This window comes from Spongiibacter sp. (genome assembly GCF_041602295.1).
Lineage (GTDB): Bacteria > Pseudomonadota > Gammaproteobacteria > Pseudomonadales > Spongiibacteraceae > Spongiibacter.
Genome location: NZ_JBFIGO010000010.1, coordinates 1 through 14,756, shown reverse-complemented (window position 1 = coordinate 14,756; position 14,756 = coordinate 1). Strand labels below are relative to the sequence as shown.

The 14,756-nt window shown below is 58.0% G+C and carries 13 protein-coding genes; 1 reads left to right on the top strand and 12 read right to left on the bottom strand.

Translation table 11 applies throughout. From position 1 onward, the window contains the following. Positions 1 to 9 precede the first annotated feature (9 nt). The 11 genes from accD to leuC form a co-directional block, all read right to left on the bottom strand. Positions 10 to 882, bottom strand: coding sequence for an acetyl-CoA carboxylase, carboxyltransferase subunit beta (gene accD / locus ABYM29_RS03535; RefSeq protein ID WP_372862184.1), 873 nt, complete (start codon positions 880 to 882; stop codon positions 10 to 12). Between the two features lie 50 nt (positions 883 to 932). Then, a complete protein-coding gene (gene trpA / locus ABYM29_RS03530) occupies positions 933 to 1,754 on the bottom strand; it encodes a tryptophan synthase subunit alpha (protein WP_372862182.1) in 822 nt (273 codons plus the stop codon). A gap of 12 nt (positions 1,755 to 1,766) precedes the next feature. Beyond that, positions 1,767 to 2,990 carry a tryptophan synthase subunit beta gene (gene trpB, locus ABYM29_RS03525; protein WP_372862180.1) on the bottom strand — a complete coding sequence of 408 codons (1,224 nt, stop codon included), beginning with the start codon at positions 2,988 to 2,990 and terminating at the stop codon, positions 1,767 to 1,769. Then, positions 2,991 to 3,626 carry a phosphoribosylanthranilate isomerase gene (locus ABYM29_RS03520; protein ID WP_372862177.1) on the bottom strand — a complete coding sequence of 212 codons (636 nt, stop codon included), beginning with the start codon at positions 3,624 to 3,626 and terminating at the stop codon, positions 2,991 to 2,993. A gap of 35 nt (positions 3,627 to 3,661) precedes the next feature. Continuing rightward, entirely contained in the window at positions 3,662 to 4,558 is an 897-nt protein-coding gene (gene truA / locus ABYM29_RS03515; protein WP_372862174.1) for a tRNA pseudouridine(38-40) synthase TruA, read from the bottom strand. A gap of 2 nt (positions 4,559 to 4,560) precedes the next feature. Next, entirely contained in the window at positions 4,561 to 7,722 is a 3,162-nt protein-coding gene (locus ABYM29_RS03510) for a FimV/HubP family polar landmark protein (RefSeq protein ID WP_372862172.1), read from the bottom strand. Positions 7,723 to 7,869: 147 nt separating this feature from the next. Beyond that, a complete protein-coding gene (locus ABYM29_RS03505) occupies positions 7,870 to 8,832 on the bottom strand; it encodes an Asd/ArgC dimerization domain-containing protein (protein WP_372862169.1) in 963 nt (320 codons plus the stop codon). Then, positions 8,832 to 9,947 carry an aspartate-semialdehyde dehydrogenase gene (gene asd, locus ABYM29_RS03500; RefSeq protein ID WP_372862167.1) on the bottom strand — a complete coding sequence of 372 codons (1,116 nt, stop codon included), beginning with the start codon at positions 9,945 to 9,947 and terminating at the stop codon, positions 8,832 to 8,834. Before asd ends, ABYM29_RS03505 begins: the two co-directional genes overlap by 1 nt. 91 nt (positions 9,948 to 10,038) lie before the next feature. Beyond that, positions 10,039 to 11,106 (bottom strand): 3-isopropylmalate dehydrogenase, encoded by a 1,068-nt coding sequence (gene leuB / locus ABYM29_RS03495; RefSeq protein ID WP_372862297.1) that lies wholly within the window; start codon positions 11,104 to 11,106, stop codon positions 10,039 to 10,041. A gap of 62 nt (positions 11,107 to 11,168) precedes the next feature. Beyond that, complete coding sequence (gene leuD / locus ABYM29_RS03490; protein WP_372862164.1) at positions 11,169 to 11,819, bottom strand: 3-isopropylmalate dehydratase small subunit; 651 nt, start codon at positions 11,817 to 11,819, stop codon at positions 11,169 to 11,171. Positions 11,820 to 11,829: 10 nt separating this feature from the next. Next, complete coding sequence (gene leuC, locus ABYM29_RS03485; protein ID WP_372862161.1) at positions 11,830 to 13,251, bottom strand: 3-isopropylmalate dehydratase large subunit; 1,422 nt, start codon at positions 13,249 to 13,251, stop codon at positions 11,830 to 11,832. Positions 13,252 to 13,365: 114 nt separating this feature from the next. Here leuC and ABYM29_RS03480 point away from each other — a divergent pair, with 114 nt between their 5' ends. Beyond that, positions 13,366 to 14,262: a LysR family transcriptional regulator gene (locus tag ABYM29_RS03480; protein ID WP_372862159.1), complete on the top strand. Its 897-nt coding sequence runs from the start codon at positions 13,366 to 13,368 to the stop codon at positions 14,260 to 14,262. On the opposite strand, the gene ABYM29_RS03475 is transcribed toward ABYM29_RS03480, so the two are convergent. Then, a partial coding sequence (locus ABYM29_RS03475) for an NTP transferase domain-containing protein (protein WP_372862156.1) occupies positions 14,236 to 14,756 on the bottom strand: 521 nt, incomplete at its 5' end. The genes ABYM29_RS03480 and ABYM29_RS03475 overlap by 27 nt on opposite strands.

The following is a 14,756-nucleotide window of genomic DNA, read 5'->3' as shown; positions in this document are numbered from 1 at the left end:
GCAACCCTGTTAATTTTGATAATGGGTGAGATTGCCCAGCACTCTGGCCAATGTGTCGCGCATATCCGCGCGGCGAACAATCATATCGATGGCGCCGTGTTCTAGCAAAAACTCACTGCGCTGGAAGCCCGGCGGTAATTTCTGGCGAATGGTTTGCTCAATAATATTGGGACCGGCAAACCCTGCTCGCGCGCCCGGCTCCGCAACATTTACATCTCCCAACAGCGCCAAACTGGCCGACACACCGCCATATATGGGATCGGTCATTACCGAAATATAGGGAACGCCTTGTTGCTTAAGTCTCTCCAACACCGCACTGGTCTTGGCCATCTGCATCAGCGAGATCAATGCTTCCTGCATACGCGCTCCGCCCGAGGCCGAGAAGCACACCAAGGGGCGTCGCTGCTGAAGGGCAACATTGGCAGCCTGGGTAAATTTCTCCCCCACCGCCGACCCCATAGAGCCACCATGAAAATTAAATTCAAAGGCGACCACCACTACAGGAACAGACTTCACTGTACCGGTATAGGCAATCAGCGCATCCTTCTCGCCGGTACTCTTTTGCGCCGCACTGAGGCGATCACGGTATTTTTTCTTGTCCTTAAATTTCAAGCGATCCACCGGCTCGATGTGGCTGAGAATTTCCTCTCTGCCCTCTTCATCGAGAAATAGCGCAATACGCCGACGAGCGCCGATACGCATATGGTGGTCACACTTAGGACAAACGTCCTGATTCGCTTCCAAATCGGGGCGATACAATACCGCCTCGCACTTCACACACTTTTTCCACAGCCCCTCGGGCACCACACCACCAGCCTTCCTTCTCTCGGAAGGATCCGAACGGCGCACCCCAGAGGGCAGAATCTTATCAACCCAACTCATTGTGATTTCCTGTCTACTATTTTGTTTTTATCTTCCGATACGGCGCCGCTTCAGACGTCGGCTACCGCATCTATGGCCTTGCGGATATCGGCAATCAAACTCACCGCCTCCGCGATTTGCTGCTCAGTATCCTTAGCACTATCCCATTTCGCAAGTCGATCCACCAAGGCGCTGCCGACCACGACTCCTTCGCACAGCGGGGCGATGGCGGCAGCGGAGGCTCCATCCTTAATACCGAAGCCCACGGTTACCGGCAGCTCGCTTTTCGCGCGAATACGCTGCATTTGCGCGCGCACACTGTCAATATCCAGATTCCCCGCGCCGGTCACACCTTTTAGCGACACACAGTAAAGATAACCGCTGGCGAGCGCCGCCACCTTGGCAATACGCTGGTCACTGCTGGTCGGCGCCAGCAAGAAAATATTGTCCATACCGGCATCTTTGAGCAAGCGGCTGGTTTCCTCGGCCTCTTCCGGTGGCATGTCGACGGTCAACAGACCGTCAACGCCAGCAGCACGGGCGCGCTCGGCAAACTCGCTGTAGCCCATACGCTCTACCGGGTTGGTATAGCCCATTAACACCACCGGCGTATTGCTGTCGCACTGTCGAAACTCGGCGACCATCGCCAAAACCTGCGCCAGTGATACATGGTGTTCCAAAGCGCGCTCATGGGCCAACTGAATGGTCGGGCCCTCGGCCATCGGGTCGGAGAACGGCACCCCGAGTTCGATAATGTCCGCACCGCTGTCTACCAGCGCGTGCATCAGGGCCACGGTATGCTGCGGGCCTGGATCACCGGCCACCACATAGGGAACCAGCGCTTTTTTTCCGCGCTCGGCAAGCTGTTCAAAAACCTGGACTAAACGACTCAATGCACTTCCCCGTCAATCAATACCGATGCCATCGATGCTGGCAACCGTGTGAATATCCTTGTCTCCGCGGCCCGACAAATTGACCACGATACTTTGCTCTGGACTCATCGTCGCCGCTAGCTTCTCGGCGTATGCCACCGCATGGCTAGACTCGAGCGCCGGCATAATGCCCTCTGTTAACGTCAACTTACGGAAGGCCTCGAGAGCTTCATCATCATTGATAGCGACATAATTTACCCGGCCAATATCCTTCAGCCAGGAGTGCTCGGGCCCCACTCCAGGATAATCCAGCCCGGCCGAGACCGAGTGAGTGTGAATAATCTGGCCATTCTCATCTTGCATAAGGTAGGTACGGTTACCGTGCAGTACACCGGGACGGCCATCGCTAAGCGGCGCTGCGTGCTCGCCAGTGGCAACACCGTGGCCGCCAGCCTCTACGCCGTACATGGCCACCGATTCGTCATTCAAAAATGGGTGGAACAAACCAATGGCATTCGAGCCGCCACCCACACAGGCAACCAAAGCGTCCGGCAGCTTACCGGTTTGCTCCAAGTGTTGAGCCCGCGCTTCGCGGCCAATCACTGCCTGAAAATCGCGCACCAGCATCGGGTAGGGGTGCGGCCCCGCCGCCGTGCCAATAATATAAAAAGTGTCGTCAACATTGGTCACCCAATCACGCATGGCTTCATTCATGGCATCTTTGAGCGTGCGTGAGCCGGATTTGACCGAGATAACTTCGGCACCCAATAGCTTCATACGGTATACATTCAGTGCCTGGCGATGAATATCTTCCTCGCCCATAAACACCTGGCACTCCATACCCAAGCGTGCGGCCACCGTCGCCGAGGCCACACCGTGCTGCCCCGCACCCGTCTCGGCAATGACCCGCTTCTTGCCCATGTACTTGGCCAGCAAGGCCTGACCTACGGTGTTGTTGACCTTGTGCGCGCCGGTATGGTTTAAATCTTCACGCTTAAGGTAAATCTGCGCACCGCCCACTTCGCGCGACCAGCGCTCGGCGTGATAGAGCGGCGATGGGCGCCCCACATAGTGAGCCAAATCGCGATCAAATTCGGCACGAAAATCCTTGTCCTGACTCAGGCGCTGGTAACTCGCCGCCAACTCATCCAGGGCAAAGATCAGTGTCTCAGAGACAAAGCGCCCACCGTAGGGGCCGAAATGCCCTTGGGCATTGGGAAACTGACTAAAATCGATAGGTTCTGACTGCTTACTCACTCAATACTCCCGTCGGTCTGCATCTGCGACCGCTTGAATAAATTGCCGGATACGTTCGGGGCATTTAATTCCAGGCTGCTTTTCCACGCCACCACTGACATCAACGGCCCAAGGCCGGCAGCTGGCGATGGCTGCCCCGACATTCTCACTGGACAAACCGCCAGCCAGCAACAGCGGAAAGTCCCGTTCCAGCGGAATTTTTTGCCAGTTAAAGGTCTCACCCGTGCCACCTGGCATCCCGCGTTTATAACTATCTAGCAGTATCGCCCTGGCGCTAGGGTACTGCGCGGCTTCAGCGACAACATCAATCCCATCGCGCATACGCAGCGCACGCAAATAGGGCCGCCCCAGGGCCTCGCAGAATGCCGCTGATTCATCGCCGTGAAATTGCAATATATCCAAGGGACAGTTATCCAAGGTCTGCTGCAACTGCTCTCGCGAGGCATTGACAAACAAGCCAACACTGCTGACAAACGCGGGCAGCTGCACAATGATCTCGGCGGCCTGCTCGATGGTAACGGCGCGCGGGCTCTGCTCATAAAACACAAACCCCAAGGCGTCAGCGCCCGCCTCAACCGCAGCGAGAGCGTCTTCCAGGCGGCGAATGCCACAAATTTTTACGCGAGTACGAAACACTCAGATCTGACCAAGCCACTAAACGGCTGGCAATACTAGCAAATATCCACGCTTTCTGCCGCAAATTCAGCATCGAAGGCACGGATAAATTCAGGCCCCGGCGACAACTTGGGCAGGCCAAACTCAGATGGGTAATGCACATCGACAAGGTATAGGCCGTGGGGCTTAGCGGTCACCCCGCCGCGACTGCGATCGCGGCCAGCCAGCACCTCAGCGGTCCAACCTGGCGGCTGTTGGCCACTACCGACAGCAATCAGCACACCGGCGATATTGCGCACCATATGGTGTAAGAAGGCATTGCCCTGGATATCAATGATCACCAGCCTTCCGCGACGCTGGACATCGACAAAATGAATATTGCGCATCGGCGTCAGTGACTGACAGGACGCCGCGCGAAAGGCGCTAAAATCCTGCTCGCCGACCAGCACTTGCGCCTCTTTATGCATCAGCCCGGCATCCAGCGGCAGCTCCACATGCGTGAGCGCTCCCACCATATGCGCGGCGCGGCGCGCCTGATTGAGAATAATATAGCGATAGCGCCTAGCGGTCGCTGAAAAGCGCGCATGAAAATCGTTGGCCACCGGCACCGCCCAGCGCACCGCGATATCATCGGGCAGCAAGGCATTGCTCCCCGCCAGCCATGCCTTCGCACTTCTGGCCGTCGGCGCATCAAAGTGCACAACCTGGTGAGCCGCATGTACCCCGGCATCGGTGCGCCCAGCACAAATTACGGTAACCGGAGCAGCAGCCACCGAGGAAACGGCACCCTCCACAGCATCCTGAACGGTAGCCACACGGGGTTTATCTTGACTCTGCCATCCGCGATAACAGCTGCCCTGATACTCAACAGCCATTGCAATGCGACTGCCAGCAGGCAGCAATTGGGTATCGGCCCGAGCAAACGCCTCGGGCTCGACAATAGTGGTGTCCACGCTTATTTCAATTGTTCTAGCAAGGCACTGGCTTCCGCCTGCTGTGCCTCATTACCCAGTTCCAGCACCTCATTGAGAGCATCGCGAGCGCTGTCAACATCCCCCATCTCGACAAACATACGAGCGAGGTCCAACTTATTGGTAATGTCATCGCTATCTGACAATGTGCCAATTTCGTCATCAGACAATGCATCTTCAGACAATTCATCGGCCGAAAATTCATCGAAGACAAGGTCATCCAAGTCCAGCGCCTGCTCGTCGTCGGCGGGTTTATCGCCGGCATCCGCCGACGGCTCCTCGAGTGCCTCCTCAGCCGTCGAAGACAAGTCGCCAACTTCCGCATCCAGATCAGCGAGCGCGGCATCCAGATCTGCCAACTCATCCCCAGCGCTATCCTCTAGCGAGGCATCGCCAATCTCAGCATCGTCCAGCGACAATTCCGCCGTATCCGCATCCAACTCGGCGAGCGAGGCATCGCCAGCCTCAACATCGTCCAGCGACAATTCCGCTGTATCCGCATCCAGCTCGGCGAGCGCCGAATCCACATCACTTAGATCGGCAGCCCTGTCGTCCCGCTCTCCCTCACTCTCAACTGAATCAGCAGAGAAGGTCGTCTCATCATCGCCAAGGTCAAAGTCAAATTCACCCAAGTCAGCATCCAGCTCGAGGTCCATTCCCTGATCTTCGCCCGAACCCAGCTCGCCCTCCCCTAATGCGGTGTCATCGGCCGCGACTGACAATGAATCTGGCTCGCCCTCTGCAGCACCATCCCCATCCTCGGCAAACGCCTCGAGCTCAGTCGAAAACGCGCCAGCCTGACCAGTCGGTTCTTCTGCGCTGAGAACATCACTCTCAGCGCCGCCTTCGTCAGCCAGGGCATCGAGATCAAAGTCATCATCGAGCTGCAATTCAAATTCTTCCAGCTCCGACTCGCTGCTGTCGCCAGCCACTTCGGCTTCAGCAGCGGACTCAGCCACACTGCCGGCCGCGTCATCATCAAGGAAAGAAAGCTCCGAATCGAGGTCATCCAGCGCGCCATCGGCCACCGCCTCAAAATCGGGGGCAACACCAACACCCCCGTCATCCAACCAGCCACTAACACCTTCGACCGCGGACATCGACTCCTTCACTCTGGCCAGCGCCGCACTATCACCGCTCGCCTCCAACTGCCGATAGCACTCTAAGAACGCCTCACGATCGCGAGTATCCAGATAAATATCCAGCAACTTAAGTTGCAGCTCCGCATTCCCCGGCTCTTTGGCAATCGCGGATTTCAGCAGGCTCGCAGCCTGGTCGTAGCGGCCATAGGCCACATAAATTTCCGCCTCGGAAATGGCGTCATCGGTCTGCGGTTCCACCGGCTCTTGATCGAGGGTCAGCGCCTCGTCGCCGGCAGTCTCGCCAGTGGACAGCTCCATATCGCCGAGGCTGTCAAAATCGAAACCTTCGGCAGCACTGTCGTCGGCGGGTTCGTCCAAATTTGGAATATCAACTTCGGCCGCAGCGTCCTGCGCAGCATCTGCATCGGCATCACTCGCATTCTCAGCAGCCGCCACCGGCGGCGCCATCACCGCGTCAAATGCCTGAGCGTCATCTTCTTCGGCAGCTTGACTGCGACGACGCAAAGCCAGCAGCAACAGCAAGAAGACCGAGACACCCGCGGCAATGTACTGATAGAGAGGCGTCAAGTACCACGGCTTTGCAGGCGCAGGCACAATCACACTTGCCGGCGCCTCGCCCTCCGGCGCAGCGCTATCACCACCCTCATCCGACAGCTGCTCGCCGCCCTCATCCCCAAGACCGGCATCGCCGCCAGCCACCTCTGGCGCTGACGCCGCTATTTCCGCCTCGCGCTCGGCCAGCACCTGCTGATCATCCTGCAAATCAGACTCTACCTCGGCAATCTCTACCGCCAAAGCTTCGGCTTGAGCGCTGTCAATATTCGGCTGGGAAGCAAGACCGGCTTGCAGCGCCGCGAGTTCTCGGTTTTTTAACGCGATGAGCTTTTGCAGGGTATCAACCTGCTTCTCCATCTCCCGAACGCGGGTCGCCATCGAGGCATTTTCCAACTGGACTTTCTCCAGCACCTCCTGCTCATTGCGCAGGCGCTGCCGCAAGGCATCCACTTCCTCGCCCGACGCACTATCCCCGGCACTACCTATGCTAAAACGCACATCGTCGCCAGCAGCGCCGGAAGGCGCCTGCTCGGCGCCCTTGGTTGCATCAAGCTGCGGCGCCGACTGCTGAGCCGCCGCACTGGCACCTGCCGGTGCCGCACTACTGCTGCGACGCCGGCGCCAGTCGCTGGCCTGCTGGCGAATCTCGCGCAGGGCATCGCTGTGATCTAGTGCCTTGGCCTCATCCTCGCTGGGCGCCTTGAGCAAATACCCGGACTTAACCCGATTAATATTATTGCCAATAAAGGCATCTGGATTCTTGCGCAACAGCGCAATCATCGTTTGCTCGGTCGTCACAAAAGGACTGGGGCGCAAGCGAGCGGCGATTTTCCACATGGTATCGTGGTGCTGGACGCGGTATTCCTGGTCATTGCCACTGGCTGGCAAATCGGTTTTCTGATCGGCCGGGCGCGGGCGCAAGCCCGCCGCCGAAGTGCTTTCCCGCAACACGGGCGCCGATACCGGGACACTACCTCGCGAACCGCCGGGCTCGCGCTCGACAGCGGCGGGCTCGGCCTGCTCAGACATTTCAGAAACAATGGTCGAGGACGCAGAAATCTGAGCGGGCCTAGCGGGCGCTGCGTCCGACTCAAAAACCGGCAAATCCAACAATACAGTGTATTCACGCAGCATACGGCCATTGGGCCAACGCACTTCTAAAATAAAATCCAAGTAGGGCTCGACCACCGGCTGCCTGGTGGAAACGATAATACGCCCACGCCCGTCTTTACCCACCTCAACCAGAAATTCCAGCTTACTGAGAAACTGGGCGCGATCGACTCCCGCATTGCGAAACGCCTCGCTATCAGCCAGCTCGACACGCAGCTGAGCCGCCTGCAGGCCGTCGGCTTCGCGCAGCGGAATAAACGCTTTCAGTGGCTGATTGAGTGAAGACGCCAGCGCGATCTCCCCGACCCCCAAGGCGCTCGCCAAACTGCCATGCATGGCACCCACTAACAGTACCGCTTGGGCCAGACTCTTCCTCATATTTCCACCGTCTCGTTGCTGCATCGCCCCGACCCGACCACAAGGCGAATCGAGGCGACGATAATTTCGAATAGCTTCGCAGTGTGGACCGCAAACTACAGGCGTTTTTATCTAGAATTATTCTCGGATAGTATGCGTAAATATTAGCTATATGTCGTTTTTTATCAAGATTTTAAGCAATTCAATAATGTTAAGTACGACACCTTTGCGCAAATTGTCCGCCACTAAAGTACAGCGCAGCACATTATCACTGCGTCTATCCAGCGCCAATTCAGCAATATCAATGGTCTCACTACCCTTTAATCCAGCCGGACTGGCCAGCTCTTCGCCCTCGCCGAGCAGTACCCGGAAACGCGCATCACCAAGCAGTGCGGTGCGGCAATCTCCGAGCTTGAGCGGCTCGTCAAATTCAGCGCGCAACATTGCACAGTGGCCGTAAAAAACCGCCGCCATCACCGCCTGGCAATTAACCTGAGGACGCACACCGTCAGCGGCCAACAGCGCCCCGAGGTTATGCTCGATTTCAGCGCTCTTGGCGGCGGGAATGGGCAGAACGTTAAACGCGATTTGCGCCGCCAGCGCACTGCTTTCCAAGGCCTGACCGTTAAGTAACCGGGCACTTTCCGCCGCCAAGGCATCCACACCCTCTTTCCCGGCGACAGAAACCGGCTGTGCGACGGCAACGTCAACACGCCGCACCGCCGGCAGCAAGCGCAACACCAGCGCGATATGGCTGCTTACGGCATCAGCAATAGCGATACTGCGCGCATCAAGCGGCAACTCACCACCCGCCCCATATACCGGCACATCGCCCCGCTGCGCCAGCACGTCAGCGGCGTCAAGCACCCGACAACCCGCCAGCTCTGCAGCCTCGACACAATCGCCCAAGCTCTGCCCCGGCATAAATACCGCAATGTCGATCGCCGTGTAATCGGCATCCTCTAAGGGCCTGAAATCCAGCGGCCGGCCGCGGTACATCGCCGGCTCGGCATCGTAGGCTGCAGCACTGTAGAGCCGCAGCGACTGGGGAGCCGGTTCGAGATCAGATAGGGCCTCAAGGAGCTGCTGCCCCTCGAGATTGTCGGCAGAGAAAATTGCCAGATTTGCCATCAGCTAATATCACCTCGAATAATCCGCAACATGCGGCGCAAGGGCTCTGCCGCGCCCCACAACAACTGGTCGCCAACGGTGAAGGCCGACAGGTATTGCTCGCCCATGTTGAGTTTACGCAAACGGCCAACGGGGACTTTTAAGGTGCCGGTCACGGCGGTGGGCGTCAGCCGCTGCAATGTCGCGTCGCGATCGTTGGGCACAACATCTACCCAGTCATTGGCAGAAGCCAAAATACGCTCGATTTCCGCAAGTTCAACATTCTTGTTGAGCTTAATCGTCAACGCCTGGCTGTGGCAGCGCATGGCGCCAATACGCACGCAGTTGCCGTCGATGGCAAGCGGCGAGTCATCGCGACCCAGAATCTTGTTGGTCTCTGCCTGACCCTTCCACTCCTCGCGGCTCTGGCCGTTTTCCAGCTGAGTATCAATCCATGGCAACAGACTGCCCGCCAGCGCGTGACCAAACTCACTGCTAGGGAAGCTCTCGGCGCGCATCGCCTCGGCAACCTTTCGGTCAATATCGAGGATATTACTACGCGGATCAGCCAGCTCCGGCGCCACCGCATCGCGAATACTGCCCATTTGCGCGATCAATTCGCGCATGTTTTTAGCGCCAGCACCGCTGGCCGCCTGATAGGTCTGGGCGCTGACCCACTCCACCAGACCCTCGCGAAACAGCCCGCCAATGGCCATCAACATCAGGCTGACGGTGCAGTTACCGCCAATATAGTTTTTAACACCGCGCTGCAGCCCATCCTTCACCACATCCAGATTAACCGGATCCAGCACGATAATGGCATCGTCGTTCATACGCAGAGACGAAGCGGCATCTATCCAGTAGCCCTGCCAGCCGCTGGCGCGCAAATCGGCAAAAACCGCCTTGGTGTAGTCGCCGCCCTGGCAAGAAATAATGGCGTCCATTTCCGCCAACGCCGCAATATCGTGCGCATCTTTTAACGGCGCAGTTTCCCGGCCAATATCCGGCCCCTGACCACCGACATTCGAGGTGGTAAAAAACTGCGGTTCAATACCATCAAAGTCGTTTTCTTCCAGCATGCGGCCCATCAGCACCGAGCCGACCATACCGCGCCAACCGACAAATCCTACTTTCATATCGCTATCTCCTGTTCGTCAAGGTGAGCCGCCAAACACCCGGCGCGCTCACTGTGCGCCCGCAAAACACGGCGGGCGACGCTGGCGGTAATTAGCCTTCCGCCAAAGCTGCGAGCACGGCATCACCCATTTGCGTGGTGCCTACCTTTTCGCAACCTTCTGAATAGATGTCGGCCGTGCGCAGCCCCTTGTCCAATACCCGGCTAACCGCATCCTCGATCGCCTGTGCCGCCTCGGGCTCCGCAAGCGAATAACGCAGCATCATTGCTACCGACAAAATCGTCGCCAGCGGATTGGCAATCCCCTGGCCGGCAATATCCGGCGCACTGCCGTGACAGGGCTCGTACATACCGCGACCGTTCACATCCAGTGATGCCGAGGGCAGCATACCGATAGAACCGGTCAGCATCGCCGCGGCGTCAGACAGAATATCGCCAAACATATTTCCGGTCACAACCACATCGAATTGCTTGGGTGCGCGCACCAGCTGCATCGCGGCGTTGTCCACGTACATGTGGCTCAGCTCCACATCGGGGTAGTCCTTGGCCATATCGGCAACCACTTCGCGCCACAGCATGGTCACTTCCAGAACATTGGCCTTGTCTACCGAGCACAGACGGCCGCCACGTTTTTGCGCAAGTTCAAAGGCCACTTTGGCAATGCGGCGAATTTGCGACTCATTGTAAACGTAGGTGTTGTAGCCCTCGCGCTCGCCATTCTCCAGTTCGCGAATGCCGCGCGGCTGACCGAAGTAAATCCCGCCGGTCAACTCGCGAACAATCAAAATATCCAGGCCGGCAACCAGCTCGGGCTTAAGCGATGAGGCATCCGCCAGCTGGGGATAGAGAATTGCGGGACGCAGATTACCGAACAAATCGAGGCGCTTGCGAATCTCCAGCAAACCGCCCTTTTCGGGACGATCAGCAGGCGGCAAATTATCCCACTTAGGCCCACCGACCGCGCCCAGCAAAATAGCATCGGCCGCTTCACATTTGGCAAAGGTTTCATCGGGCAGGGCCTTACCCACCGCATCAATTGCCGCGCCGCCAAGCAGCGCCTCATCCAGCTCCAACTGCAAGTTATGCGAAGCATTAACTGCCTCGAGCACTTTGCGAGCCTCAGCCATAATCTCTGGGCCAATGCCGTCACCGGCCAACATCAAAACTTTGCGTGCAGTATTCTCAGACACGATTTCTGTTCCTGTATTCATTCAAAAAAGCGTTACGCAGAGTGCTCGCGAAACAGCCAGGGAGATTTCTTCTGCCACGCCTGCTCGAACTCGGCAATGGCGTCGGCGTCTTGCAGGGTCAGGCCAATATCATCCAGGCCATTGACCAGGCAGTGCTTGCGAAAGGCGTCGACCTCAAAGGCGATCTCACGGCCATCCGGGGTGCGAATTATCTGCGCCGGCAGATCAACCCGCAACTGATACCCTTCTTGCTCATACATCGCCACAAACAGCTCGTCGACCACCTCGGCCGGCAACACTATCGGCAGCACACCGTTTTTAAAACAGTTATTAAAGAAAATATCGGCAAAGCTGGGCGCGATCACGCAGCGAAAACCGTAGTCTTCCAGCGCCCAAGGCGCGTGTTCACGACTGGAGCCACAGCCGAAATTCTCCCGCGCCAGCAGCACCGAAGCGCCCTGATAGCGCGGCTGATTAAGCGGGAAATCGGGATTCAGTGGCCGGCCACTACAATCGGCTCCGGGCTGCCCCTCGTCAAGATAGCGCAGCTCATCAAACAGATTGGGGCCAAAACCGCTGCGCTTGATCGACTTGAGGAACTGCTTGGGAATAATCATATCGGTGTCGACATTGGCGCGATCCATCGGTGCCACAAGACCGTCTAACTGGGTAAATGCTTTCATCGCGCTCTCCTTATTTCCACTCACGTACGTCAACAAAATGACCGGCTATCGCCGCTGCGGCGGCCATCGCGGGGCTGACCAGATGGGTGCGACCACCAAAACCCTGGCGCCCCTCAAAATTGCGATTCGAGGTCGACGCGCAGTGCTCACCGGCACCCAGCTTGTCGGCATTCATCGCCAGACACATCGAGCAACCGGGCTCGCGCCACTGCAGACCCGCTTCGACAAAAATTTTATCCAAGCCCTCGGCTTCCGCCTGCTTCTTCACCAAGCCCGAGCCCGGCACCACCAGGGCCTCTTTCAGGCTGGCAGCGATTTTTTTACCCTTCACCACGCTGGCGGCCTCGCGCAAATCTTCAATACGCGAATTGGTGCAGGAACCAATAAATACCCGGTCGAGCTGAATGTCAGTAATAGGCTGGCCGGCACGCAAACCCATATAGGTCAGCGCCCGCTCGCAGGCACTGCGCTTGGCCGCATCACTAAACTCGTCGGGAGCGGGCACATTGGCACCAACCGGCAACACCATTTCCGGGCTTGTCCCCCAGGTCACTTGCGGGGCAATCTCACTGCCATCGAGTTCCACAACGGCGTCAAAATGCGCGCCTTCATCACTGTGCAAGGTTTTCCAGAACGCCACCGCCTGCTCCCACTCTTGCGCATTCGGTGCAAACGGGCGCCCCTTAACATAGTCGATGGTGGTGTCGTCTACCGCGACCATGCCCACGCGCGCGCCAGCCTCAATGGCCATATTGCAGATCGTCATCCGCCCTTCCATGGACATGTTTCGAATGACCTCGCCGCCAAATTCAATGGCATAGCCAGTGCCGCCCGCGGTGCCAATCTTGCCGATCACCGCCAGCACCACATCTTTAGCGGTCACGCCAGCGCCCAACTCGCCATCGACGCGCACCAACATGTTTTTGCTTTTCTTCTGAATCAGGCACTGGGTGGCCAGCACATGCTCCACCTCAGAGGTACCAATACCGTGGGCCAGCGCCCCCAAAGCGCCGTGGGTAGCGGTGTGCGAATCGCCGCAAACGACCGTCATGCCCGGCAGAGTGGCCCCCTGCTCGGGGCCGACCACGTGTACGATGCCCTGGCGCTCGTCGTTGATAGAAAATTCGGTAATACCGAATTCCTCGCAGTTATCATCCAGGGTCTTCACCTGGATACGCGACACCTCATCCTGGATACCGCTCACCCCGCCGCTGCGCTCAGCCAGCAGCGTCGGCACATTGTGATCCGGGGTCGCCAGATTAGCGCTGGTCCGCCAGGGTTTGCGACCGGCCAGGCGCAAGCCCTCAAAGGCCTGCGGCGAGGTCACCTCATGCACTAGCTGCCTATCGATGTAAATCAGCGCCGTGCCGTCATCGCGCTCTTTCACCAAGTGCGCGGCCCATAATTTATCGTAAAGTGTTTGTGCAGCCATGAGCAGATCCTGTGAAATGGAGAGTTGGGGCAATTTTACGCAGCAGGAACCAATAAAACAAATTCATATTTTTCATTATTTGCATTCCTATATGGAATGTATAAGCTAAGGACTATGGACACACAATCACTGCAAGCCTTTCTCAGCGTCGCCGAATACCAGTCGTTTTCCGACGCGGCGACCCAGCTCCACCTCACCCAGCCGGCCATCAGCAAACGCATAGCCACACTGGAAAAACAGCTGGATTGCCGCCTGTTCGACCGCATCGGCCGCCGGGTCCACCTCACCGAAGCGGGACGCGCACTGCTGCCCGAGGCACAGAAAATTTTACAGGATATCCGCGAGGCGCGGCGGCGCATCAGCGACCTGCGCGGCAGCGTCTCGGGCCGTTTATCGATGGGCATCAGCCACCATATTGGCCTGCACCGCCTGCCCCCCGTGCTGCGCGAATTCAGCCAGCGCTACCCCGACGTGCAGCTGGACATCGACTTTATGGATTCCGAACAGGCCCACCACCGGATTTTGCACGGCGAAATGGATCTGGCGGTCATCACCCTGTCGCCGAGCCAGGAGGAGCACCTCAGTTTTTTACCGGTATGGGAAGACAAGCTCACCGTCGCCGTTGCCAAAGACCACCCACTGGCAAGCGCCGGCCAGGTGACAACGGCCATGCTCAGCCAGCACACCGCCCTCCCCCCGGGACTAAACACCTATACCGGCCAAATCATCAAGCAGCTGTTTGACGACGCCGGCCTGAAAATGACCATTGGCATGTCGACCAACTACCTGGAGACCATCAAGGTGATGGTCGGCATCGGCCTGGGCTGGAGCATTTTACCCGACACCCTACTGGATGATTCCGTCGTTGCTCTGGAACTGGAAGGCTTGCAGCTTAGCCGCACCTTGGGCTGCGTTCACCACCGCAACCGCAGCCTATCGAATGCCGCCGAAGCGTTCATTCATTTGCTGCCACGCATGAGCAGCTCAGGGCGGCGACAACCGGCCAAATAATTCGCGCATCCTGTCGCTGGTGTCGGCGTCGCTAAAAATACCGGGGTCGTCAACATCGACATAATGAGGCGGAAGGGACTGCGCCGCGATCAGTTTTTTCGCTCCCACATCACCACGGAGCTGAGTCAAGGCGGGCCAGAAATGCCGCCCGAATGCCACCGGATGCCCCTGCCTGCCCGCGCAGCGAGGCACAACAATAGCCCCCTCAGCCGCCTGTTCAGCGACCTTGCGAATAGACGAAATACGCAGCAATGGCAGATCGGCCGGCATAAGCAATACGGCTGCCGGCAGCTGTTTTGGATTGTCCGCGGCAAGGCAGTCCGCCGGCTCGGCGCCGAAATGCGCGAGCAACTGTGCAATACCATCGGCCAGAGAATAGCCCATTCCGCCCTCAGCACGCGGAGAATACAATCGCTCCGCCGCCAGCGCATTGAGATCGGGGTTATCAACATCGCGCGCGGCGCTCAGCACCACAAAGCTGCTAAGGCCGGCCT

Excerpts from the sequence above, each read along its gene's own strand:
- accD (WP_372862184.1), bottom strand. The coding sequence starts at position 882 with ATGAGTTGGGTTGATAAGATTCTGCCCTCTGGGGTGCGCCGTTCGGAT.
- ABYM29_RS03510 (WP_372862172.1), bottom strand. The coding sequence starts at position 7,722 with ATGAGGAAGAGTCTGGCCCAAGCGGTACTGTTAGTGGGTGCCATGCAT.
- ABYM29_RS03505 (WP_372862169.1), bottom strand. The coding sequence starts at position 8,832 with ATGGCAAATCTGGCAATTTTCTCTGCCGACAATCTCGAGGGGCAGCAG.
- asd (WP_372862167.1), bottom strand. The coding sequence starts at position 9,947 with ATGAAAGTAGGATTTGTCGGTTGGCGCGGTATGGTCGGCTCGGTGCTG.
- leuB (WP_372862297.1), bottom strand. The coding sequence starts at position 11,106 with ATGTTGGCCGGTGACGGCATTGGCCCAGAGATTATGGCTGAGGCTCGC.
- leuD (WP_372862164.1), bottom strand. The coding sequence starts at position 11,819 with ATGAAAGCATTTACCCAGTTAGACGGTCTTGTGGCACCGATGGATCGC.
- leuC (WP_372862161.1), bottom strand. The coding sequence starts at position 13,251 with ATGGCTGCACAAACACTTTACGATAAATTATGGGCCGCGCACTTGGTG.
- ABYM29_RS03480 (WP_372862159.1), top strand. The coding sequence starts at position 13,366 with ATGGACACACAATCACTGCAAGCCTTTCTCAGCGTCGCCGAATACCAG.